Raw genomic sequence first — 22842 nt, 5'->3', positions numbered from 1 at the left:
TCGCGTCGGCATGTCGTCGTCGCCGAGCGGGATCCGAGGGCTACATTCGAGCAATCACATAATCCTCAAGTTGAGGTTGAGATGTGTGACGTATGTTAACTAGTGTGATGCGTGAGGTTAGAGGAAGCAAGCATCACATGCGCGGAAAAACACGAGCTCGACCCTGATAGGAGTCGCACGTGCGATACCGAAAGCCGAAACGTTCCTACGTGCTCCCGGTGGTCACCACCCTTGTTGTCGCCGCCCCGGTCGGCGCGTTCGCGCTCAGCGACTCGACCGACTACCGCAGCGCGAACGATTCCCAGGTCGCGGCCGTGCCGACGCAGCTGGCCGAGGTCGCGCTGACCTCGGTTCCCGACATCACGGTCCCGCTGCGTGACCTGACCGGTCTCGACCTCCCCGACCTACACCTGTCGGACCTGCGCATGTTGCAGCTGCCGGCCTCGATCCCGATCCCCCCGGGATTGCCGGTACCCCCGGGCGTGGCGCTGCCCACCGAGATCCAGCTGCCGCAGCTGCCGACGAAACCGCAGCCGACCCCGACGCAGCAGGCCGCACCGGGCGCCGCGGCACCCGGGGCCGCCGGCACGCCTGCCCGCCCACCGGTCCCGAGCACGTCGGTCCCCACCGCACCCCCCGCTCCCCCCGCCGCGGCACCCCAAGCCCAGCCTGCTCCGGTCGCACCTGCTCCGGTCGCACCAGCTCCGGCCCCGGACGCACCGGCGCCCGCTGCCCAGCCACCCGCTGCGGCCGCACCTCCCACCGGCGCACCGGTTTCCCAAAGCCGTGCCGGCGGTGCGAAATTCATCGCTGACCCGGAGAACCTCGAACCCGGCACCACCCCCGACACCCCCGCCCTCTCCCCCGGCGCGGTCAGCTCCGACGTCATCGACCAGGTGGGCGCGCAGGTCAAGGAACTCACCCAGGACACCCCGTTCAGCATGGTCGCCATCACCGCTCGCGACCTGGCGAACACCACCACCAAACTCCGTGCCCGCCAGCTCGACGGCAACTGGGGCCCCTGGTACGACGCCGACCCGCTCGACACCAGGGCCACCGATCACACCCCCGCCGACGCGCCGACCGGTACCGAACCGATCTACGTCGGCGAGACCACCGCGGTGCAGATGCTGGTCACCCGCAAGCCCGCCGCGGGCCCAGACCACGACCACGACCCAGCCCACCTCACCGAGGCCGCACTCAAGGCCATCCTGATCAATCCGGGCCGGGCCGCGATCGATGCCGCGCTCAATGACGTCGCCGCGGCACTGCCCGGTGGCGGACCGAAGGTCATCACCCGCGCGCAGTGGGGTGCCGACGAATCGATCCGCTGCCAGGAACCCACCTACGACGACGGCCTCGGCGGCATCACCGTGCACCACACGGCCGGTCGCAACGACTACAGCCGCTCCGAATCGGCGGGCATCGTCCGCGCGATCTACGCCTATCACGCCGAAACGCTCGGCTGGTGCGACGTCGGCTACAACGCGATGGTCGACCAGTACGGCCAGATTTTCGAGGGCCGCTACGGCGGCCTGGACCGCGCGGTGCAGGGCGCGCACGCGGGCGGTTTCAACGAGAACACCGCCGGTGTGGCGCTGATGGGCAACTACGAGACCGAGGAGCCGAGCAAAGAGGCGATCAACGCGATCGGCAAGTTCATCGGCTGGCGGTCCAAGCTCGCGGGGATCAATCCCAAGGGCACGACCACGATGTACTCCGAGGGCACCGAGTTCACCCCGTACGCCTACGACGAAGCGGTCGACCTGCCGGTGGTGTTCGCGCACCGCGATGTCGGCAACACCGACTGCCCCGGCGACGCCGCCTACGCGCTGATGGACCGCATCCGCGGGATCGCGGCGGGCAATTCCGGCACCTACACCTCACCTCCGACGGTGAATCGTCCGCCGAGCCAGCAGGCGCGCGCACCGCAGGGCAACATGGCCGAGCTGGGCGCGATGGTCGACAAGTTCCTCGGCCTGTCCGGCGACAACGCGATCGCCAAGCACTGGGTGGCCAAGGGCGGGGTCGACGGCCCGCTCGGCGCGCCGCAGTCGGACCTGATCGCGGGCGCGCAGGGCCGTCAGTACGCGAAGTTCGCCAACGGTTTCGTCTATTCGGGCGAGGGTGCTGAGGTATTCGAGGTGGTCGGCGCGATTCTCGACCGCTATCTGAGCCTCGGCGCCGACTCCGGCGTGCTCGGCCTGCCGACCACCGGCTCCTACCTGGTCCCGAACGGTCTTCGCACCGATTTCCAGCACGGTTCACTGGTGCTCAACGAGCTCACGGGCATCGTCACGACGTTCTGGAAGACCTACGACGAGACCTACAAGCAGGAAATGAACGGACAGCCGAAGCCGGGCCAGACGCAGACCGCGCCGACACTCGGGCTCGCGATTCCGGCAGGCCCGCAGGTACCCGCCGAACCACCCGCCCCGGCTGCCGCACCCGTCCCCGTCGAACAGGTCCCGGCCGACCCGCCGGTCCCCGAACCCGCCCCGACCGGCTAACCCCCGGTCACGGCGAAGAACGGCCGGTGCACCCTCCGAGCGAGGGGCACCGGCCGTTTTATTTCGTCGCTGGGTTTATTTCGTCGCTGGGCCTAGCGCCACCAACGCTCGAGCACCATCGCCACACCGTCGTCGATATTGCTGCCCGTCACCTCGTCTGCCGCCGCCCGAGCCTCCGGATGCGCGTTCCCCATCGCGACTCCGTGCCCGGCCATCGCCAGCATCGGCACATCATTGGGCATATCGCCGAACGCCACGATCGAGGCGTTCTCGACGCCGATGAGCCGGGCGACCTCGGCCAGCCCGGATGCCTTCGTCACCTGCGGCACCGCCAGCTCGATCAGCCCGCTCTCGGTGGAGTAGGTGATCTCGGCGCGGTCGCCGATGAGCGGGGCGAGGGCGGCGCGCATCTCGGAACTGCGGGCCGTGCTGAGCCGGATGAGCATCTTGATCGCGGGCGAGTCGATGACCTCGGCGTGCGAGACGACAGTGTCGTCGGGATTGAGCCAGGCGTGTTCGTAGGTCGGCGAGCTCACGAACTGCTGGGTCACGGCGTCGTGCGCGCTTGCCCCGACCCGCTCGGTCGCCAGCCCACAACCGGGTAAAGCGTGTTCGGCGACCTCGGCCAACCAGCTCAGGGTCTCGACATCGAGGGTGTGGCTGGACAGCACCCGATCGGTGGCGCTGTCGTAGATGACCGCGCCGTTTCCGCAGATCGCGAGCGGTGCGTACCCGAGTTCGCTGACGACCGGTTCGATCCAGCGCGGCGGGCGGCCGGTGGCGAGCACGAAGGTGGCGCCATCGGCGACGAGCGCCCCGACGGCGGCCTTGGTGCGCGCCGAGACCTTGTCGGAGTCGTCGATCAACGTGCCGTCGACGTCGCTGGCCACCAGCTGCGGTTTCGGGTGCAGGTGCGTCATCCCATCTATCCTGCCGCACGTCGCCACGCGGGGACGCCGGACTGTCCCTATGATCAGGGCCTGATTACCCGATCCAGAGGGGACTGATGACCGGCTTCTTGTTGCGGCGCACACTCAACTACGTTGTGCTCCTTCTGCTGGCATCGTTTCTGACGTTCAGCCTGGCATCCCTCACGTTCAACCCGCTCGAGAGCCTCGAGCAGCGCAACCCGCGTCCGCCGCAGTCGGTGATCGACGCGAAGGCCGAGCAGTTGCATCTCGACGAGCCGATCCCACAGCGCTATCTCACCTGGCTCGGCGGCGTCGTGCAAGGGGATTTCGGGACCACCCTGGCCGGGCAGCCGGTGAGTGAGGAACTGGGCAGGCGGGTGGCGGTGAGTCTGCGGCTGCTGATCCTCGGTTCGGTCATCGGCACCGTGCTCGGCGTGCTGATCGGTGCCGCGGGCGCGATCCGGCAGTACAAATTCAGCGACTATTTCTCGACGGTGCTGTCGCTGCTGATCCTGTCGACGCCGATCTTCTTGCTGGCGACGCTGTTGAAATACGGCGCGCTGCAGATCAACACGATGACCGGCACGCAGATCTTCCTCTACACCGGCGAGACCTCGGCCACCCAGATCACCGGGTTCTGGAACCAGATGGTCGATCGCGCACAGCATTTGGTGCTGCCGACCCTGGCACTCGCGCTGGGCGGCATGGCAGGCTACAGCCGCTACCAGCGCAACGCCATGCTCGACGTGTTGCAGAGCGATTTCATCCGAACGGCGAGAGCCAAGGGCCTGACCCGCAATCGGGCCCTGTACAAACACGGCCTGCGCACCGCGCTGATCCCGATGGCCACCCTGTTCGCCTACAGCCTCGGCGGATTGATCACCGGCGCCACCTTCGTGGAGAAGATCTTCGGCTGGCACGGCGTAGGTGAATGGCTGATCGATGCGATCAATGCCCAGGACCTCTATGTCGTGGTGACGGTGACGGCGTTCGCCGGTTTGGTCGTGCTGGTCTCCGGCCTGCTCTCCGATGTCGTCCTTGCCCTGCTCGACCCGAGGGTGCGTGTCTCATGACCGAAACCGAACTCATCGTCGTCGGCGCACCGGAGGCCATCGCCGCCGGACGCCGCAAACTGGTGTGGCGCCGTTTCCTGCGCAACAAACCCGCCGTGGTCGGCGCGGTGATCCTGCTGGTGCTGCTCGTGGCCAGTTTCGCGCTGCCGCCGCTGCTGCCGTGGGACTACCAGCAGATGGACTACAAGGCGCTGATGCAGCCGCCGAGCCTCGAGCACCCGTTCGGCACCACCCAGATCGGCCAGGACGTCCTCGCCCAGACCCTGCGCGGACTACAGAAGTCGCTGATCATCGGCTTCTGTGTGGCGCTGTTCGCCAGTGTCATCGCCGCGACCGCGGGTGCGGTGGCCGGGCTGCTCGGCGGGTGGACCGACCGCGCCATCATGTGGTTCGTCGACCTGCTGCTCGTGGTTCCCAGCTTCATCATCATCGCGCTGTTCGCGCCGCGCACCAAGGGTTCCGGGTCGATCGCGATCCTGATCGTGCTGCTCAGCGTGTTCGGCTGGATGATCGCCGCCCGCATCATCCGCGGCCTCACCCTGAGCCTGCGTGACCGCGAATTCGTCCGCGCCGCACGGTACATGGGCGCGCCGACCCGCACCGTGATCCTCAGCCATATCGTCCCGAACATCGCCTCGATCCTGATCATCGACACCACCCTGGCCGTCGGCTCGGCGATCATGGCCGAAACCGGTTTGAGCTTCCTCGGTTTCGGTGTGCAGCCGCCGGATGTGTCACTGGGTTCGCTGATCGCGGCGGGCACCAAGTCGGCGCTCACCTACCCGTGGTTGTTCCTGTTCGCCGGTGGCCTGCTGATCACGATCGTGTTGTGCGCCAACCTCGTCGGCGACGGTCTGCGCGACGCGTTCGACCCCGGCGCCCGCGGCGCGCGCAAGGCCCGCAAGGAGGTCGCCGAGCACAAGGACGAGGCGCAGGTGGAGTTGAAGAAAGCCGAGAAGCGATGACCGCGTCGACCGCACCCCTGCTCGAGGTCACCGACCTGCGGGTCTCGTTCCCCGGCGAGGAAGGCCGCGTCGAGGCCGTGCGCGGGGTGAACTACACCGTCGCCGACGGCGAGGTGCTCGCCATCGTCGGCGAGTCCGGTTCGGGCAAGTCGGTGTCCTCGCTCGCGGTGATCGGCCTGCTGCCCGAACAGGCACGGGTGCAGGGATCGGTGCGCCTGCGCGGCCGCGAACTGCTCGGCCTCGGCGACAAGCAGATGTCGAAGCTGCGCGGTTCCTCGATCAGCATGGTCTTCCAGGATCCGCTCTCCGCGCTGACCCCGGTGTACCGGGTGGGTGACCAAATCGCGGAAGCCCTTCTCGCACACGGCAAGATGGGCCGCAAGGAAGCCGGTGAGCGGGCCGTCGAGCTGCTCGAACTGGTCGGCATCGCCGATGCCAGGGCCCGTGCCAGGGCCTTCCCGCACGAATTCTCCGGCGGTATGCGCCAGCGCGTGGTGATCGCCATGGCCATCGCCAACGACCCCGCCCTGATCATCTGCGACGAACCGACCACCGCGCTCGACGTGACGGTGCAGGCGCAGATCCTCGCGTTGCTGCGCAAGGCACGCGACATCACCGGCGCGGGCGTCATCATGATCACCCACGACATGGGTATCGCCGCCACCGTCGCCGACCGGGTCGCGGTGATGTACGCGGGCAAGATTGTCGAAACCGCGCCTGTCGCCGAGCTTTTCGCCGCTCCCCGGATGCCGTACACCGTCGGCCTGCTCGGTTCCATTCCGCGCATGGACGGCCCGCCACGCACGCCGCTGATCCCGATCCTCGGCGCCCCGCCCGCCATGCACGCCCTGCCGCCCGGCTGCTCGTTCGCGCCGCGCTGCCCGGTCGCGATCGGCGACTGCACCGCCGCCGAACCCCCGCTGGAGAAGGTGAGCCCCGGCCACTCGGTGGCCTGCATCCGCACCGCCGAAGTCGGATCCAAGCAACTCTTCGAGGCCTACCGCAAGGACATCCCGGCCCCGGCGCACCCCGACCGCACCGACGAAAACGTGGTCCTGCGCGTCACCGACCTGGTGAAAACCTTCCCGCTCACCTCCGGGGTGCTGCTGCGCCGCCGCACCGGCGAGGTCCGCGCGGTCGACGGCATCAGCTTCTCGGTGCGCGCGGGCCGCACCCTCGCGCTGGTCGGCGAATCCGGTTCGGGCAAGTCGACGACGCTGTCGCAGATCATGGACCTGGCCCGCCCGCAGTCGGGCAGCATCGAGGTACTCGGCAACGACGTCGCCACCCTCACCAAGGCGCGCACCCGCGAGATCCGCCGCAAGATGCAGATCGTCTTCCAGGACCCCAGTGCCTCCCTGGACCCGCGCCTGCCGATCTTCGACGTGCTCGCCGAACCGCTGCGCATCGACGGCCGGTCGCGCGAAGAGGTCAACCGGCGGGTACCGGAGTTGTTGCGGCAGGTGGGATTGCGTCCCGAACACGCCGATCGCTACCCCTCGGACTTCTCCGGCGGCCAGAAGCAGCGCATCAGCATCGCCCGCGCGCTGGCCCTCGACACCCAGCTGCTGGTACTCGACGAACCCGTCTCGTCGTTGGACGTGTCGATCCAGGCCGGTGTGCTCAACCTGCTGCGCGACCTGCAGGCCGAGCACGGACTGTCCTACCTGTTCGTCTCCCACGACCTGTCGGTGGTGCGCAATCTCGCCCACGACATCGCGGTGATGCTGCAGGGCAAGATCGTCGAATCCGGCCCGGCCGAGCAGATTTTCGCCGATCCTCAGCACGAATACACACGCTCGCTCATCGCGGCCGTACCGGAACCCGTCGTCAGCGGCTGAGAACGTCGGTCCAGCCGAAAGAGGAGACGCCATGAGAACCCGTCGAATGCAAGCAGGCCGAAGTGCCCGATTGCGCTGTGCCGCCGTGGTGGCGGCGGCCGGGATGATCGTGGCGGGCTGTGGGGGTGGCGGCGATGAGTCGGCGGCCGGGCTGAGCGATGCGATCGGCGCCACCAGCGACGTCAACCCCAAGGGTGTCGACGAGCTGCGAGAGGGCGGCAACCTGCGCTTGGCGACCACCGATTACCCCGCCAACTGGAACATCCTGTCCAATGACGGCAACAACGGTGAGATCGGCGAAATCGTTCGCGCGATGCTGCCGCGTTCGTACGAGATCGACGCCGCGGGTCAACTCAGCGTCGACACCGACTTCTTCACCGATATCGCTCTGAACAGCACCGATCCGATGCGGGTGACGTATTCGATCAATCCGAAGGCTGTCTGGTCGGATGGTTCGCCGATCACCTGGGAAGACCTCGCATCCCAGGCCCACGCGCTGAGCGGGCGCGACAAGAGCTACCAGATCGCGATCACCAACGGCTTCGAGTTCGTCGAGAGGGTGGAGCGCGGCACCGACGACCAGCATGCCGTCCTCACCTTCAGCAAGCCCTACGCAGACTGGCGCGGTCAGTTCTCCGGCAACTCCGCCCTGTACCCGAAGTCGGTGACCAGCACGCCCGAGGCCTTCAACACCAGCCTCGCCGATGCCATCACGCTCACCGCGGGCCCGTTCATCGTCAGCGCCACCGACCGCGGTCAGGGGCGAATCACTTTGGGCCGCAACCCGAAATGGTGGGGTGATAAGCCGGTTCTCGACACCATCACCTACAGCGTGCTCGACCACACGTCATGGGTGCAGGCTCTCCAGAACAACGAGCTGGACCTGGTCCGCCTCACCACCATCGACGACGTGAAAACCGTCCGCGGAACCGAGGGCCTCGTTGTCCGACGCGCACCGGGTAATCGCTGGCGCCACATCACTTTCAACGGCGCGCCCGGCTCGATCCTCGCCGATCCCGCTGTCCGCGTGGCGATCTCGAAAGCCATCGACCGCCAGGGCATCGCTACCGCGATCCAGAACGGCCTTGTCGAGAACCCGCAGCCTCTGAACAACCACGTCTTCCTCCAAGGCCAAAAGGGCTACCAGGACAACAGTCTCGGCTACGACCCCGAAGCGGCCGCCCGCGAACTCGACGCCCTCGGCTGGACCCGCACCGGCGACACTCGCGCCAAAGACGGCCGCACCCTGGTCATCCGCGACGTCATGTACAACGACCCCACCTGGGTCCAGATCGCCCAGATCATCCAGCAGAACCTGGCTGCCATCGGCGTTCAGCTGACCATCGACACCAAACCCGCCGCAGGCCTTTTCACCGACGTGATCCAGCCGGGTGACTTCGATGCCGCCCAGTACATCTACCAGGGCGACCCCTTCCCCCTGAGCAGCATCCGCCAGATCTACTACTACGACCCCACCGACCTCCAGTCCAACTTCGGCCGGATCGGTTCCCCCGAACTCAACGCCCTCATCGAACGCACCCTGACCGAACTCGACCCCGCGAAGTCCATCGACCTCGCGAACCAGGTCGACCGCAAGGTTTTCGAAGAAGGCCACTCCCTCCCCCTGATGCAGTCCGACGGCAGCGTCGGCGCCCGCACCACCCTCGCCAACATCGGCTCCCCCGGTTTGGCAACGTACGACTACACGAAGATCGGATACACGAAATGACCACAGCTACTTACGCCAGGCGCCTGCGCCAGGCCGGTTTCCGCATCGCGGCACCAGTTTTCGCTTTGACTCTGGTGCTGGGTGGTTGTGGGTCCGATGTAGACGTGCAATCGGGCTCGAGCACGATCGGCGCGGTCAATGACATCAATCCGCAGGATCGCGACGCCTTGCGTGACGGTGGCAATCTCCGATTGGCGCTGACCAGTTTCCCCGCGACTTTCAACAACCTCCACGTCGACTCCGACGGCGAGATCAGCGACCTCACCGCCTGGGCACTGCCAGGCACGATCAATTCCGATGCGGCGGCCAATCTGACGATTGACCACAACTACTACTCCGATGTCGAACTCACCAACACCAACCCGCAGCAGATCAAATACACGATCAACCCGAAAGCGGTCTGGTCGGACGGGTCCCCGATCACCTGGGAGGATCTGCGGTCTCAAGCCAACGTATTGAGCGGGCGCGACACCGCCTTCAAGATCGCGGCGAGCCAGGGCTACAGCAGCGTCGAGAAGGTCGAACGCGGCGTCGACGACCGGCAGGCGATCGTCACCTTCGCCGAGCACTACGCGGAATGGAAGGGCCTGTTCAATCCGCTGTACCCACGCCAACTCACGGCATCGCCACAGGCGTTCGACGACTTGTACCGCAACGATATGCCGCTGTCGTCCGGGCCGTTCATCATCACTACGATCGACCGCGCACAGCAGCGGATCGTGCTGAGCCGCAACCCGAAATGGTGGGGTGACACCCCCAAGCTCGACACCGTCACCTACAGCGTCCTCGACAATTCAGCGCGCCTGAATGCGTTGCAGAACAACGAACTCGACGTTTCTACCTTGTCCGGCGTCGAAGAGGTCAAGACCGCGACGAATACGCCCGGCATCAAGGTTCGCCGCGCGCCCGCGAACAGGTTCTCGCACTTCACCTTCAACGGTGCGCCCGGCGCGTTGCTGTCCGATCCGAAGCTGCGCATCGCGATTTCGAAGGGCATCAACCGGCAGGCGATCGCCACAGCCACCCAGAACGGTGTGGTCACCGACCCGAAGCCGCTGAACAACCACCTTTTCCTGGTCGGCCAGAAGGGCTACCAGGACAACGCCGAATCGGTCTCCTACGATCCTGCTGCCGCTGCTCGCATGCTCGACGAGCTGGGCTGGAAGCTCAACGGCGACGTGCGTGAGAAGGATGGTCGCAAGCTGGAGATCCGCGATGTCATGTACCAGGCCGATAGCTGGATCCAAATCGCGCAGATCGCCCAGCAGAACCTTGCGGAGATCGGCGTGAAGCTGATCATCGAGACCTACCCCGGCAATGGCTTGTTCACGACCGTCATCGACCCCGGCAATTTCGATATCGCCCAATTCAGCTGGGCGAAGAGCATTTTCCCACTCGGTGCTTTGCCCCAGATCTACGCCTACGATCCCGCGAACCCGCTGAGCAACAAGGGCCGTATCGGTTCGCCCGAACTCAACGCGCTGATCGAGGAGGTCATCGGCGAACTCGATCCCGAGAAGGCGATCGAACTGGCGAACAAGGCCGACCGAATGATCTTCGAGGAAGGCTTCTCCCTTCCCATCGTGCAATCCGCGGGCACGGTCGCGACGCGAGACGGCCTCGCCAATTACGGTGCGGAAGGGTTGGCGTCCTACGACTACACCAAGGTCGGCTTCGTCAAGTAGACAAACCGTCGTCCCACACTCGTGCAGCGAACCTGAGGAAAGGAGCGGTCAATGCGAATTCGTTCGATGACCACCCGCCTGGCAATCCCCCTCGTCATCGTCAGTTTGATCGCTGCCGGGTGTGGCTCCGGCGACGACATCGCGGCAGACGGTGAAGCCGCGCTCGGCACCACCAATGACATCAACCCGCACGACGTCAGCGAACTTCGTGACGGTGGCAATCTTCGACTGGCGATTTCCTCGCTGCCGGAGAACTGGAACGGCCTACACACCGATGGCAACACCGGAAACACCGGCTCGATGCTGCGTCCGGTGATGCCGCGTGCGTTCAAAACTGATGCGGCAGCGAATCTCTCGGTGAATACAGACTTCTTCACCGACGTCGCGTTGACCAACACCGAGCCGCAGCAGGTCACCTACACGATCAACCCCAAGGCGGTCTGGTCCGACGGTACGCCGATTTCATGGGAGGACATTCGGTCCCAGGCTGCGGCCCTCAGCGGTGCGGACAAGGCGTACTTGGTCGCCCTCAACTTCGGGTTCGATCGGGTCGAGAAGGTCGAACGCGGCGTTGATGACAAGCAGGCCGTCATCACCTTCAAGAAGCACTACGCCGAGTGGCAGGGACAATTCGCGGGCAACTCGTTTCTCTTCCCGAAGTCTGTCACATCGAGCGCCGAAGCGTTCAACAACAGCCAGGTCGAGGCTCTGACTCTGTCTTCAGGCCCGTTCATCATCGAGTCCGTCGACCGCGGACAAGGCCGGGTCACCCTCGCCCGCAATCCGCGATGGTGGGGTGACACACCGAAACTCGACAACATCACTTTCAGTGTGCTCGACAGTTCGGCGTTCACTCCCGCCCTCCTGAACAACGAGATCGATGCGGTGGGAATCGCCAGTCGCGACGATTTGAAGGCGGTGAGCAGTACCCCTGGCATCGCGATCCGCCGTGCGCCTGGCAACGGCTGGGGTCACTTCACCTTCAATGGCGCGCCCGGTTCCATACTCGCCGACCAGGGTGTCCGGGTCGCGATCTCGAAGGCTGTCGACCGGCAAGGGATCGCCAATGCGATCCAGAACGGGCTCGTCCGGGACCCCAAACCGCTGAACAATCACGTCTACCTGCAGGGCCAGGATGGCTACCAGGACAACAGCCTCGGGTTCGACCCGGCGGCCGCGGCACAAGAGCTCGACGCCCTCGGATGGAAGCTCAACGGGGATGTGCGCGAGAAGGACGGCCGGAAGCTCGAGATCCGCGACGTGATGTACAACGACCCGACCAATATTCAGACCGCGCAGATCATCCAGCAGAACCTCGCGCAAATCGGTGTCAAGTTGACGGTCGAGACAAAGGCAGGCGCCGGCCTGTTCCCCGATGTCCTCAAGCCGGGCAATTTCGACGTAGGACAGTGGTTCTATGCCGGCGATGCCTTCCCGCTCAGCAGCCTGACGCAGATCTACGGCTTGTACCCGGATGACATCCAGGGCAATTACGGTCGCATCGGCTCTCCCGAAATCAACGCCCTCATCGAGCAGACCATCTCTGAACTCGATCCGGTCAAGGCCAAGGAGCTGGCCAACCAGATCGATCGAATGGTCTTCGAGGAGGGACATTCCCTGCCGCTCATGCAGTCCGCCGGCAATCTCGGAGTACGGGACAACCTCGCCAACTTCGGTGCGGCAGGCCTCGCCTCCTACGACTACACCAAGATCGGTTTCCTGAAGTGAACCCGAAGGTCGGCTTCGAACAGTGAATACCGGCCCGGCGCGCGCACTCACCTATCCGCTGCTCGTCACGAGCGGCACCCTCGCGATCATCGCCGCGTGGGTGCCGTTCGCCGATATCGATCAGCTGAGTGCGCTCGCCGTGGTCGCTCTGGCCGTACTCGCTTACACCGCTTACCAATTGGGCTTTGCGTTCGGTGTTCTTCCGAGCGGGCTGGTGGCGACCGGCACGGTACGCGGTAGGCGGGTTCGGCAGCAGTATCGGCTGGTCAGCCGGTCGTGGCTGGAGATCAGCAGTGGGGACCGCGTGGTGTGGCAGCCGGTGTTCTATGACCCGGCGCTGTCGACGCTCACCGCGACCGATCTGGCACTGACCGGCCGATCCATCGATGCCGGGAACACGCGTTTCTATCCCTCGGGCCGGGTCCGTACGGCCGAGCCGCCGGGCAAGCTCATCGACAACCCGTCCCGCCCCACCGATCCACCCGCCTACGGCATCCCGCGCCGCCTGATCCTCGACATCCAACCCGCGATCGGCGCTCCCCTCGTCGGCCTGCTCTGGGTCTATGTCATGAACGGCGGCCTCGGCGCTTTCGTCGCCACCACCACGGTCGCCGCAGCCACCTTCACCTGGCTCTCCGCCATCCGAGGCTCCGACCCCAGCTGACCCGGAAGTCGATCACCAGGCACTGTGCCGTTTTCTCATCAATTGCCCTGTCCGAAATTGACTGGTCTGACCACTTGACCTCTTACCGCTTAGGGCGCATCATCGGAGGTATGGCATGGACTCCCGTGGTGAAGCGCTCGGTTTCCGGTGATGTGTTCGAGCAGATCGCCGCCGAGGTGCTGGGTGGGGAGTTGGTGGCGGGGAGCACGTTGCCGAGTGAGCGGCAGTTGGCCGAGGCGTTGGGGGTTTCGCGGCCCGCGGTGCGGGAGGCTTTGCAGCGGTTGGCCGCGGCGGGGCTGGTTGCGGTTCGGCAAGGTGAGGCGACGACCGTTCTCGACTATCGGCGGAGTGCGGGGCTGGAGGTGCTTCCGCGGCTGTTGCTTCGGGGCGATTCCATCGACCCCGCGGTCGCTCGCAGCATTCTCGAGGCGCGGCTGCACAACGGGCCGAAGATCGCCGAGCTCGCCGCGGGGCGGGTGCGCTCGCGCGGTGCGGCCGATCCGCGGGTGGACGGCGAATTGGCCCTGTTGGGCGAATCCGTTGATGCCCTTGTCGCCGAATCGGACCCACTCACCCAGCAACGGATCGCGCTCGAATTCTGGGACCACATCCTCGATCTCGCCGATTCGATCGCCTTCCGGCTGATGTATTCCATGCTGCGCGCCGCCTACGAACCCGCCTTGGCCGCGCTGGCGCCGATCATGTCCGCCGAGGTGGGCAATGCCGACGCCTATCGAGACCTGGCCGCCGCGATCGCCGCGGGCGAGCCGGAACGGGCCGCCGACACCGCTCGAGCACTGCTCGAGCCGGCGACCACCGCCCTGATCCATGCCCTCGACGGGGCGTGATTCACCCGAGGAATGACATGACCGATCACCGTCCGACAACGACGTCGCACGACACCGCCGACGAAACCCGTGCGACCGAAACCCGCCGTACTCCCGACCGTGGCTCGCCTCGTGCGATCCGGCGCAGCCTGCCTCTGAGCGAGGCGGCCCGCGAATTCCTCCGGCATCCGTCACCCTGGATGATCGCGGCGGTCTTCGTGGTCGCGGCGACCACCCGCCTCGCCGTCGGCGACTGGCAGCTCACCGACGCCCTTGTCCCCGTGGTGATTCTGGCCGCGTTCCCGGTCGTCGAGTGGATCATCCACGTCACTGTGCTGCATTGGCGCCCACGGCATCTCGGCCCGCTGACCCTCGACAGTGAGCTGGCCCGCAAACACCGCGAGCATCACGTCGACCCGCGCGACATCCCGCTGATCTTCATCCCACCGAAGTCGCTGTTGCTCACGATCCTCGCCCTGGTCGCGATCGCCCTGCTCGCCTTCCCCCGCACGGGCCTTGGCCTCACCTTCCTGCTGACCATCGGCACGCTGGGCATGCTCTACGAGTGGACGCATTACCTCATCCACACCGACTACAAACCGAAACATGCTCCGTACCGGGCAATTTGGCGCAATCACCGCCACCACCACTACAAGAACGAGCACTACTGGTTCACCGTGACCACCTCCGGCACCGCCGACCGACTACTCGGCACCGCCCCGGACCCGGCCACCACACCGACATCCCCCACCGCGCGAAACCTCCACGCCGACTAGATCCGAACACCCCCACCAGCCCGGCTCGCATCGTCACGCGAGCCGGGCTTTCGCTTGTCCACCGACGAAAACCCTTTCCCGCCGAAGGCTTGACAGATTTATACCCTAGGGGGGTATGGTACCGAGCACGAGATGCACTCCGCTCGAAAGGACGAAAGTCGTGACTACGCAATCGCAATCCACCCGGAAGTGGTGGGCACTGGCGGTGATCGCCGCCGCGCAGTTCATGGTCATCATGGACACCTCGATCATCGGGATCGCACTGCCCAAGATGCAGGCCGAACTCGGGTTCACGCCGGGCAATCTGACGTGGGTGTTCAACGCCTACGTGGTCGCCTTCGGCGGTCTGCTGCTGCTCGGCGGCAGACTCTCCGACCTGCTCGGCGCTCGCCGGGTATTCGCCGCGGGCTGGGTGGTGCTCGGCATCGGCTCCGTAATCGCCGGGGCCGCAGGCAATGTCGGTGTCGAGCTGGCAGGTCGGGCGATCCAAGGTGGTGGTGCGGCCCTGATCGCACCGTCCGCGCTCACGTTGCTGATGATGCTGTTCGGCGGCTCGCCACAGGAGCTCACCAAGGCGCTCGCCGTCTATGGCGCGGCCGCACCGGCCGGTGGTACAGCAGGCGTGTTTCTCGGTGGTGTGATCACCGAATACATCAGCTGGCCTTGGGTTTTCTACATCAATATTCCGATCGCCGTGCTCGCGCTGATCGCCGTTCCGCTGCTGATGCCCGCCGCCCCGGCGCGTAAGGGATCCATCGATATCGCCGGATCTGTCACTGTGACAGCCGGTTTGGCAGCCGCAGTGTACGCGATCGTGCAGGCACCGGAGGTCGGTTGGGCTTCGGGTGAGACCTGGGGTGTGCTGGCACTGGCAGCCGCGCTCTTGGCCGGCTTCGTCACCATCCAGTCCCGGCGCGGTGAACCGCTGATGCGGCTGAGCATCTTCCGCGCACCGAACCTGGCCGCCGCCAACTTCGCCCAGTTCGCGCTGGCCGCCGCGTGGGTGCCGATGTGGTTCTTCCTCAACCTGTACCTGCAGCAGGTGCTCGGCTACAGCGCCTTCCCGTCGGGTGCCGCGCTGCTGCCGATGACCACGCTGATCATGCTCGGCATGGTGGTGCTGGCACCGAAGGCGATGCAGCGTTTCGGCGCGAAGCCGATGATCGTCACCGGCCTGATCGTGCTCGGCCTCGGCCTCGCGGTCATGTCGCTGGTGCGGCCGACCGGCAATTTCTGGGTCGACGTGCTGCCCGCCTCGCTGATAGCGGCGGGGGGTATGTCGCTGGCCTTCATCCCCTCGCTCGGCACCGCCATCTCGGCGGCGCGTCCCGAGGAGGGTGGGCTGGCCTCGGGCATCGTCAACGTCAGCTACCAGGTGGGTTCCGCGCTCGGCCTGGCCGCCATGACGGCGGTGGCCGCCGCCTTCGGCACGAGCGAGCTCGGCGACGCCTCGGCGCTGACCGACGGCTACTCCGCGGCCTTCCTCGGTGCGGGCGTACTGGCACTGGCGGGCGCTGGCATCACCGCGGTGACCATGCGCACCCCCGCCTCGGACAAGGCAGGCGCGACTGTTTGACAAAATACCCTAGGGGGGTATGGTAATGCTCAAGAGCGAAACGAGGAGAGTTCTATGAGCACCACCACTGTCACCGTCAACGGCATGACCTGCGGCTGCTGCGTCAACAAGGTCCGCGACAAGGTCGGCGCCCTGCCCGGCGTCACCGGCGTCGATGTCGACCTGGCCGCGGGCACGGTGGCCATCGCGGGAACCACACCAGAACGCACCGCCCTCGCCGACGCCGTCACCGCGGCCGGCTTCCAACTCGCAGACTGAACCGGATCGGAGCATTCCCGATGAACGCAACAGGCAAGTTCGCCGGATTCACCCTCGGCCTCGCGGCGGTCTTCGGGATCGCTCTGGCCGCGGGCGCCCTGGTCGGTCCGGAACCTTCCGAACCGGCCGGGCACGGCGAGCACTCGACCGCGGCGGCACCGTCCGCCGATCTGCCCGGCGGCCTCCTGGTCACCGATCAGGGCTACACACTGGCGCTGGACAAGACGAACACCACCACGGCGGCGCAATCGCAGATCGCCTTCCGCATCCTCGACGCCACCGGCGCCCCGGTCACGAAATACCAGGCCAGCCACGACAAGGACCTGCACCTGATCGTGGTCCGGCGCGATATGGCGGGGTTCCAGCACGTGCATCCGGTGCTCGATCCGGCCGGTACCTGGACCGTCCCGCTGAATCTGAGCCGGGCCGGTGACTACCGGGTCTTCGCCGACTTCACCCCGGCGGGCGGGTCGAACCTGACCCTCGGCGCTGATCTGCGCGTGGCGGGCAACTACGACGTGCAGGCCCTGCCCGCCCCGGCCGCCACCGCGCAGGTCGGCGAGTACACGGTCGCGCTGAACGGCACGGTCACCCCGGGTACGGCGTCGAAGGTGACGCTCTCGGTCAGCCGCAACGGCACCCCGGTCACCGACCTCCAGCCCTACCTCGGCGCCTACGGTCACCTGGTCGCACTCCGGGCCGCCGACCTGGCCTACCTGCACGTTCACCCCGAGGGCACGCCCGGCGACGGGGTAACCCCCGCCGGGCCCGGCATCGATTTCGTGGTGAACGCACCGAGCGCGGGTGACTATCGCCTGTTCCTCGACTTCCAGCACCAGGGCGTGGTGCGCACGGCCGAGTTCACGGTGCGGGTCGCCACGCCGAACGCCACCGGTGCGAGCAACCCCGCCCCGACCAGCGCACCCGCCGACCACGGCACACCCGGCCACGGCCACTGACCAGCGCCGGGACACTGTCCCCGGACCGGCCTGTCCCACCCGCGATCTCTCAGCAAGAATTGCTATCAGGAACGAAGGAGCACCCCATGACCACCGTGACACACCCACCGGGCACCGGCCAGGTAGAACTGGTGATCGGTGGCATGACCTGCGCATCCTGCGCGAACCGGATCGAGAAGAAGCTCAACAAGCTCGACGGGGTCACCGCCACGGTCAACTACGCCACCGAGAAGGCGCGCGTCGACTTCACCGGTGACGTCTCCCCCGAGGAACTGATCGCCACCGTCGAGCAGGCCGGCTACACCGCGGCACTGCCCGCGCCGAAGCAGGCCGAGCCCGCCGAGGATGCCCCCGCCGAGGCCGACCCCACGGCCTCGCTGCGCACCCGTCTGCTGGTCTCGCTGGTGCTCACCGTTCCGGTGATCGCGATGGCGATGATCCCGGCTCTGCAGTTCACCAACTGGCAGTGGCTCTCGCTGACGCTGGCGGCACCGGTTGTGATCTGGGGGGCGCTGCCGTTCCACAAGGCGGCGTGGACGAACCTGAAGCACGGCACGGCCACCATGGACACGCTGGTGTCGATGGGCACCCTCGCCGCGTTCGGGTGGTCGCTGTTCGCGCTGTTCTGGGGCACGGCGGGCACGCCGGGGATGAAGCACCCGTTCGAATTCACCATCGCGCGGATGGACGGCACGGGCAGCATCTACCTCGAAGCCGCGGCGGGCGTGACCACGTTCATCCTGGCCGGGCGGTATTTCGAGGCACGGTCGAAGCGGCGGGCAGGCGCGGCCTTGCGGGCGCTGCTCGAGCTGGGCGCCAAGGAAGTCGCGGTGGTCCGCGACGGAGTCGAGACCCGGATTCCGGTGGAGCAGTTGGTCGTCGGTGACGAGTTCATCGTGCGGCCGGGCGAGAAGATCGCCACCGACGGTGTGATCACCGAGGGCACGTCGGCGGTCGACGCGTCCATGCTGACCGGTGAGTCGGTGCCGGTGGAGGTCGGCGTCGACGACGCGGTCACCGGTGCCACCGTGAACGTCGGCGGCCGGCTCGTGGTGCGCGCCACCAGGATCGGCGCCGACACCCAGCTCGCCCAGATGGCACAGCTGGTCGAAGACGCGCAGACCGGCAAGGCGCAGGCGCAGCGGCTGGCCGACAAGATTTCCGGCATCTTCGTCCCGATCGTCATCGCGCTCGCCGTCGCCACGCTCGGATTCTGGCTCGGCACAGGCGGTTCCATCGCCGCGGCCTTCACCGCGGGCGTGGCGGTGCTGATCATCGCCTGCCCCTGCGCCCTCGGCCTCGCCACGCCGACCGCGCTGATGGTAGGTACCGGACGCGGCGCGCAGCTCGGCATCCTGATCAAGGGCCCCGAGGTGCTGGAGTCGACCCGCAAGGTCGACACCATCGTGCTGGACAAGACCGGCACCGTCACCACCGGCAAGATGACCCTGCTCGAGGTGATCCCCGCCGAGGGTGAACTGGACACTCAGGTGCTGGAACTGGCTGGTGCGCTGGAGGATTCGTCGGAGCACCCGATCGCGCAGGCGATCGCCAAGGGTGCGCGGGACAAGTCCGGCACGCTGCTGCCGGTGGAGGGTTTCGCGAATGTCGAGGGCCTCGGCGTGCAGGGTGTGGTCGACGGGCACGCGGTGATCGTCGGCCGGGCGCGACTGCTGGCCGACTGGTCACAGCCGCTCGACGAGAAGCTGGAAACCGCGATGGCGGAAGCGGAATCGGCGGGTAAGACCGCGGTGGCCATCGGCTGGGACGGCAAGGCGCGCGGCGTGCTCGTGGTCGCCGACGCGGTGAAACCCACCTCGGCGCAGGCCATCGCCCAGTTCCGCGAGCTCGGGCTGACCCCGATCCTGCTCACCGGTGACAATGCCCGCGCGGCCCGCACCATCGGCGACGAAGTCGGCATCGACAACGTTATCGCCGAGGTGCTGCCGCAGGACAAGGTCGACACCGTCAAGCGGCTGCAGGCCGAGGGCAGGGTGGTCGCCATGGTCGGTGACGGCGTGAACGACGCGGCGGCCCTGGCCCAGGCCGACCTCGGCCTGTCCATGGGTACCGGCACCGACGTCGCCATCGAGGCCAGCGACCTCACCCTCGTCCGCGGCGACCTCCGCGCCGCCGCCGACGCGATCCGCCTGTCGCGGCGCACCCTGGCCACGATCAAGGGCAACCTGTTCTGGGCCTTCGCCTACAACGTGGCCGCCATCCCGCTGGCCATGGCAGGCCTGCTCAACCCGATGCTCGCCGGCGCCGCCATGGCGTTCAGCTCGGTCTTCGTGGTGAGCAACAGCCTGCGGCTGCGCCGGTTCAAGTCGACGGCGCAGTAGTTCCCACGAGAGAGGCGGGGTGGCCGGATATCTGGCCGCCCCGCCTTTCTCGTCGTTCTCAGAAGATGGTCTGACTGTCGGCGGAGATCAGGAAGCCGTGTCCGCCCGCATCACAGCGCATGCCCTGGGGAGTGGAGGTGCAGGCGGCGCCGAGGGCGATGATGGTGTCGCCGTAGTTCAGGATCTTGCCCCCACCCTTGCGCGTGCCGTCGACCGGTTCGCCGACGAAGATGCCCTGGCTGGTGCACAGGAACTCAGCTTTTCCGCCGTAGACGTGCACGGCGACCTTGCGATCGGGGGCGTCGGTGCAGTCGGGCAGCTGGGGCGGGATGACATTCGCGTGGCCCAGCTGGCAACCGACGCCGAGTGTGGTCGCGCTGACGATTCCGCACATGATGTTGCCGGTGGGTGACTGGAAGTAGAAGCTGTCGCGCTGCTGATAGTCGCGGGCGTCGACGGTGGCGTCGTCGCGAGACGGCAGACCGGTCGGGCTGGGGCCGGGGCCGGGAGCGGGCGTCGGGTCCGTAGTGTCGAGGCCGGGCACGACCGTCGGTTCGTCGCCCGGTGCGCCGCTCTGACGTACTGATGTCCCGCCCGCTTGGGTCGAGCCCTTCGGTCCGCTCGAGGCCGGGCTTTCGGAGCTGTCACACGCCGCGAGTCCTCCCGCGAGCGCCACCAGCGCGGCCACCATGATCGCTGATCTCATGAGTTCGTCCCCTCCGTATCCACCCGACCGTCGAATCACAATCGCGAGCACGAGCGATATCGTTTCCCGCGCTCATGAACCGTGACCCACCCGAGGTGAGCCCGTGACCACAGCTCAGTACGTCTGGTACGCCGCGTACGGCTCCAACATGCACGCGCGACGGTTCGCCTACTACCGCGAGGGCGGCACCCCGCCCGGAACCGACCACACCTATCCGGGGTTCCGTGACCCGGCCGCACCGGCCGCCGTCGCCGCGCTCACCCTGCCGGGGAGCCTGTATTTCGCCTGGCAGAGCCCTGTCTGGACGGGTGGGGTCGGGTTCTATGCCGCGCGTCCGGCGGCGGGCTGGCCGATCGGTGCGGCAGCGCGGGGGTATCTGCTGACCGTCGGTCAGTTCGGTGATCTGATGGCTCAGGAGATGTATCGAGTACCGGCGACCGACTTCGATCCGGCGCCGGTCCTCGCCGACGGTTCGGTGCGGCTCGGGCCCGGGCGGTACGAGACGGTGGTGCACGCGGGTAAACACGACGGGATTCCCGTCTTCACCTTCACCTCACCATGGGATCCGGAAACCGTTGCCCTGCAACGCCCCTCAGCGCGATACCTGACGATGATCGGCGCCGGGCTGCGCGAATCACACGGCTGGGATCCAGATCGCGTCGTCGAGTACCTGCGTGTGCGGCCCGGGATCGCCGGGCACTGGAACGAGGCCGACCTGCGTGGCGCGCTGCTCGGTGGCACCGGACTCGAGCCACCCTAGATTTCGCCGGACGATCGCGGGTACCCCTTCCTTGCGGGGCGTCGACCACCGGGAGCACAGGCATGGAGTGGTTCACGGCACCGGAGTACTGGCAGGGCAGGCTGATCTTCCAGCGTGGCCTGGCGGTGGTCTACGCGCTCGCGTTCCTCACCGCCGCGCTGCAATTCCGCGCGCTGCTCGGCGAGCGGGGGATGCTGCCCGTGCCGCGCTACCTGGCCCGGACCCCGTTCCGCCGGTCACCGAGCCTGTTCCACCTGCACTACTCCGATCGGTTCTACGCCGTCCTGGCCTGGTCGGGGGCGGTGCTGGCGGTGGCCATCGCGCTGGGGGCCGCGGATCTGGTGCCGCTGTGGGCGTCGATGCTGCTGTGGTTGGTGCTGTGGGTGTTGTATCTGTCGATCGTCAATGTCGGACAGACGTGGTACTCCTTCGGCTGGGAATCGCTGCTGCTCGAGGCGGGATTCCTGGCGATCTTCCTCGGCAACGACACCGTCGCGCCGCCGCTGCTGGTGCTGTTCGCCGCGCGCTGGCTGCTGTTCCGGGTGGAGTTCGGGGCCGGGCTGATCAAGATGCGCGGCGATCGGTGCTGGCGTGACCTGACCTGCCTGTACTACCACCACGAGACCCAGCCGATGCCCGGCCCGCTGAGCTGGTTCTTCCACCATCTGCCCCGGCCACTGCATCGGGTGGAGGTCGCCGCCAACCATTTCGCTCAGCTCGTCGTTCCGTTCGGCCTGTTCGCGCCGCAGCCGGTCGCGAGCGTGGCCGCGGCCATCATCATCGCCACCCAGCTGTGGCTGGTGATCTCCGGGAATTTCGCCTGGTTGAACTGGGTGACGCTATTGCTCGCCACCACCGCGATCGACACCAGGACCTACGCGGTGCTGCCCGCCGCACCGCCGGTGTCCGCGCCACCGGTGTGGTTCATCGGGGCGGTGCTCGCCTACATCGCGCTGGTCACCGTGCTGAGCTTCGGGCCGCTCACCAACCTGCTCTCGTCACGTCAGGCGATGAATGCCTCGTTCGACCCGCTGCACCTGGTCAACACCTACGGCGCTTTCGGCAGTATCACCCGGGTCCGGCAGGAGATCGTGATCGAGGGCACCGACGACACCCACGTCACCGGCGACACGAGGTGGCGCGAATACGAGTTCAAGGGCAAACCGGGCGACCCCCGGTACCGCCCACGCCAGTGGGCGCCCTACCACCTGCGGCTGGACTGGCTGATGTGGTTCGCGGCGCTGTCGCCTTCCTACGCGCGGGGGTGGGCGTTGCCGCTGTTCGCGCGCCTGCTCCGCAACGACCCCGACACGCTGCGCCTGCTGCGGCACTGCCCGTTTCCCGACACACCGCCGCACTACCTGCGCGCCCGCCTGTACGAATACCGATTCAGTACGCCCCACGAGCTGTTCCACGAGCGAATATGGTGGCGCCGCACCCTTGTCGGCGAATTCCTGCCGCCGCTGACGCGCGAACAGGTCAAACGTCGCTGACAACGAGAAAAGCCCGGCGCGACATAGTGTCGGCCGAGC

The 22842-nt window shown here is 66.9% G+C and carries 18 protein-coding genes; 16 read left to right on the top strand and 2 right to left on the bottom strand.

Features of this window, described 5'->3' with window-relative positions:
- Window positions 1–179: 179 nt before the first annotated feature.
- The gene (locus ACFWPX_RS10595) at window positions 180–2510 is read left to right on the top strand and encodes an N-acetylmuramoyl-L-alanine amidase (protein WP_378927173.1); all 2331 of its coding nucleotides are present in this window, start codon (window positions 180–182) and stop codon (window positions 2508–2510) included.
- A gap of 92 nt (window positions 2511–2602) precedes the next feature.
- Here ACFWPX_RS10595 and ACFWPX_RS10590 read toward each other — a convergent pair whose 3' ends face one another.
- Complete coding sequence (locus ACFWPX_RS10590; protein WP_378927172.1) at window positions 2603–3430, bottom strand: HAD family hydrolase; 828 nt, start codon at window positions 3428–3430, stop codon at window positions 2603–2605.
- A gap of 86 nt (window positions 3431–3516) precedes the next feature.
- Between ACFWPX_RS10590 and ACFWPX_RS10585 the strand changes: the two genes are divergently transcribed.
- The 13 genes from ACFWPX_RS10585 to ACFWPX_RS10525 all read left to right on the top strand — a co-directional run bounded on the left by ACFWPX_RS10585 (window position 3517) and on the right by ACFWPX_RS10525 (window position 19844).
- Complete coding sequence (locus ACFWPX_RS10585) at window positions 3517–4494, top strand: ABC transporter permease (RefSeq protein WP_378920022.1); 978 nt, start codon at window positions 3517–3519, stop codon at window positions 4492–4494.
- Entirely contained in the window at window positions 4491–5459 is a 969-nt protein-coding gene (locus ACFWPX_RS10580; RefSeq protein ID WP_378920020.1) for an ABC transporter permease subunit, read from the top strand. The genes ACFWPX_RS10585 and ACFWPX_RS10580 overlap by 4 nt, the downstream gene beginning before the upstream one ends.
- A complete protein-coding gene (locus ACFWPX_RS10575) occupies window positions 5456–7300 on the top strand; it encodes an ABC transporter ATP-binding protein (protein WP_378920018.1) in 1845 nt (614 codons plus the stop codon). The genes ACFWPX_RS10580 and ACFWPX_RS10575 overlap by 4 nt, the downstream gene beginning before the upstream one ends.
- A gap of 31 nt (window positions 7301–7331) precedes the next feature.
- Complete coding sequence (locus ACFWPX_RS10570; protein ID WP_378927171.1) at window positions 7332–9029, top strand: ABC transporter family substrate-binding protein; 1698 nt, start codon at window positions 7332–7334, stop codon at window positions 9027–9029.
- A complete protein-coding gene (locus tag ACFWPX_RS10565; protein ID WP_378927170.1) occupies window positions 9026–10714 on the top strand; it encodes an ABC transporter family substrate-binding protein in 1689 nt (562 codons plus the stop codon). The genes ACFWPX_RS10570 and ACFWPX_RS10565 overlap by 4 nt, the downstream gene beginning before the upstream one ends.
- Window positions 10715–10765: 51 nt before the next feature.
- On the top strand, window positions 10766–12442 hold the full coding sequence (locus tag ACFWPX_RS10560; protein WP_378927169.1) for an ABC transporter family substrate-binding protein: 1677 nt from the start codon (window positions 10766–10768) through the stop codon (window positions 12440–12442).
- 22 nt (window positions 12443–12464) lie between these two features.
- A complete protein-coding gene (locus tag ACFWPX_RS10555; protein ID WP_378927168.1) occupies window positions 12465–13106 on the top strand; it encodes a hypothetical protein in 642 nt (213 codons plus the stop codon).
- 110 nt (window positions 13107–13216) lie between these two features.
- On the top strand, window positions 13217–13954 hold the full coding sequence (locus ACFWPX_RS10550; RefSeq protein WP_378927167.1) for a FadR/GntR family transcriptional regulator: 738 nt from the start codon (window positions 13217–13219) through the stop codon (window positions 13952–13954).
- A 17-nt stretch (window positions 13955–13971) separates the two neighbouring features.
- Complete coding sequence (locus ACFWPX_RS10545) at window positions 13972–14709, top strand: sterol desaturase family protein (protein ID WP_378927166.1); 738 nt, start codon at window positions 13972–13974, stop codon at window positions 14707–14709.
- Between the two features lie 160 nt (window positions 14710–14869).
- Window positions 14870–16285: an MFS transporter gene (locus ACFWPX_RS10540; RefSeq protein ID WP_378927165.1), complete on the top strand. Its 1416-nt coding sequence runs from the start codon at window positions 14870–14872 to the stop codon at window positions 16283–16285.
- A gap of 54 nt (window positions 16286–16339) precedes the next feature.
- On the top strand, window positions 16340–16543 hold the full coding sequence (locus tag ACFWPX_RS10535; RefSeq protein ID WP_378920002.1) for a heavy-metal-associated domain-containing protein: 204 nt from the start codon (window positions 16340–16342) through the stop codon (window positions 16541–16543).
- Between the two features lie 20 nt (window positions 16544–16563).
- On the top strand, window positions 16564–17502 hold the full coding sequence (locus tag ACFWPX_RS10530; RefSeq protein ID WP_378927164.1) for a hypothetical protein: 939 nt from the start codon (window positions 16564–16566) through the stop codon (window positions 17500–17502).
- 86 nt (window positions 17503–17588) lie between these two features.
- Window positions 17589–19844: a heavy metal translocating P-type ATPase gene (locus tag ACFWPX_RS10525; RefSeq protein ID WP_378927163.1), complete on the top strand. Its 2256-nt coding sequence runs from the start codon at window positions 17589–17591 to the stop codon at window positions 19842–19844.
- Window positions 19845–19902: 58 nt separating this feature from the next.
- On the opposite strand, the gene ACFWPX_RS10520 is transcribed toward ACFWPX_RS10525, so the two are convergent.
- Window positions 19903–20550: a DUF6636 domain-containing protein gene (locus ACFWPX_RS10520; protein WP_378927162.1), complete on the bottom strand. Its 648-nt coding sequence runs from the start codon at window positions 20548–20550 to the stop codon at window positions 19903–19905.
- A 103-nt stretch (window positions 20551–20653) separates the two neighbouring features.
- Between ACFWPX_RS10520 and ACFWPX_RS10515 the strand changes: the two genes are divergently transcribed.
- On the top strand, window positions 20654–21310 hold the full coding sequence (locus tag ACFWPX_RS10515) for a histone deacetylase (protein WP_378927161.1): 657 nt from the start codon (window positions 20654–20656) through the stop codon (window positions 21308–21310).
- 62 nt (window positions 21311–21372) lie between these two features.
- The gene (locus ACFWPX_RS10510) at window positions 21373–22803 is read left to right on the top strand and encodes a lipase maturation factor family protein (protein WP_378927160.1); all 1431 of its coding nucleotides are present in this window, start codon (window positions 21373–21375) and stop codon (window positions 22801–22803) included.
- The last annotated feature ends 39 nt before the right edge of the window (window positions 22804–22842 follow it).

Origin of the sequence: Nocardia sp. NPDC058518 (genome assembly GCF_042719655.1) — a bacterium.
Lineage (GTDB): Bacteria > Actinomycetota > Actinomycetes > Mycobacteriales > Mycobacteriaceae > Nocardia.
Note: the sequence above shows the minus strand (reverse complement) of the source record. Positions and strands in the feature narration are given on the sequence as shown.

Bases quoted from the DNA above. Each gene is read 5' to 3' on its own strand.
- ACFWPX_RS10525 (WP_378927163.1), top strand. From the start codon at position 17,589: ATGACCACCGTGACACACCCACCGGGCACCGGCCAGGTAGAACTGGTG.
- ACFWPX_RS10530 (WP_378927164.1), top strand. From the start codon at position 16,564: ATGAACGCAACAGGCAAGTTCGCCGGATTCACCCTCGGCCTCGCGGCG.
- ACFWPX_RS10590 (WP_378927172.1), bottom strand. From the start codon at position 3,430: ATGACGCACCTGCACCCGAAACCGCAGCTGGTGGCCAGCGACGTCGAC.
- ACFWPX_RS10570 (WP_378927171.1), top strand. From the start codon at position 7,332: ATGAGAACCCGTCGAATGCAAGCAGGCCGAAGTGCCCGATTGCGCTGT.
- ACFWPX_RS10545 (WP_378927166.1), top strand. From the start codon at position 13,972: ATGACCGATCACCGTCCGACAACGACGTCGCACGACACCGCCGACGAA.
- ACFWPX_RS10510 (WP_378927160.1), top strand. From the start codon at position 21,373: ATGGAGTGGTTCACGGCACCGGAGTACTGGCAGGGCAGGCTGATCTTC.
- ACFWPX_RS10560 (WP_378927169.1), top strand. From the start codon at position 10,766: ATGCGAATTCGTTCGATGACCACCCGCCTGGCAATCCCCCTCGTCATC.
- ACFWPX_RS10535 (WP_378920002.1), top strand. From the start codon at position 16,340: ATGAGCACCACCACTGTCACCGTCAACGGCATGACCTGCGGCTGCTGC.
- ACFWPX_RS10565 (WP_378927170.1), top strand. From the start codon at position 9,026: ATGACCACAGCTACTTACGCCAGGCGCCTGCGCCAGGCCGGTTTCCGC.
- ACFWPX_RS10575 (WP_378920018.1), top strand. From the start codon at position 5,456: ATGACCGCGTCGACCGCACCCCTGCTCGAGGTCACCGACCTGCGGGTC.
- ACFWPX_RS10580 (WP_378920020.1), top strand. From the start codon at position 4,491: ATGACCGAAACCGAACTCATCGTCGTCGGCGCACCGGAGGCCATCGCC.
- ACFWPX_RS10520 (WP_378927162.1), bottom strand. From the start codon at position 20,550: ATGAGATCAGCGATCATGGTGGCCGCGCTGGTGGCGCTCGCGGGAGGA.
- ACFWPX_RS10550 (WP_378927167.1), top strand. From the start codon at position 13,217: ATGGCATGGACTCCCGTGGTGAAGCGCTCGGTTTCCGGTGATGTGTTC.
- ACFWPX_RS10585 (WP_378920022.1), top strand. From the start codon at position 3,517: ATGACCGGCTTCTTGTTGCGGCGCACACTCAACTACGTTGTGCTCCTT.